Below are 278 nucleotides of genomic sequence, written 5' to 3' on the forward strand. Positions count from 1 at the left end.
TGCAGTGCTCTATACTTCTAATAATAACAGTGTTACTTTTACGTATCAAAATTATGTATTTAGAGGTAAACCGAATAATGCTCCATTTGGTGTAGCAGGAACTGAAATAGTTCACACGACATTTTCAGCACCTACAGGAGACCCATCAATTTCTTTAACGGGTAATCCATTTCCAAGTGCTTTGGATGCGGATGATTTTATTGATGATAATGTCAATTCTACAGACAATGCGCTTTATTTTTGGGAACATTGGTCAGACAATACACATGTTGTGAAAG

1 protein-coding gene is annotated in these 278 nt (G+C 36.0%); it reads left to right on the forward strand.

What is annotated here, in order from left to right:
* Positions 1–278: DUF8693 domain-containing protein (locus RM519_RS13975; RefSeq protein ID WP_489753989.1), on the forward strand; the 278-nt coding region annotated here is incomplete at both ends.

This window comes from Urechidicola vernalis, assembly GCF_031846385.1.
In the GTDB taxonomy this organism is placed as follows: domain Bacteria; phylum Bacteroidota; class Bacteroidia; order Flavobacteriales; family Flavobacteriaceae; genus Urechidicola; species Urechidicola vernalis.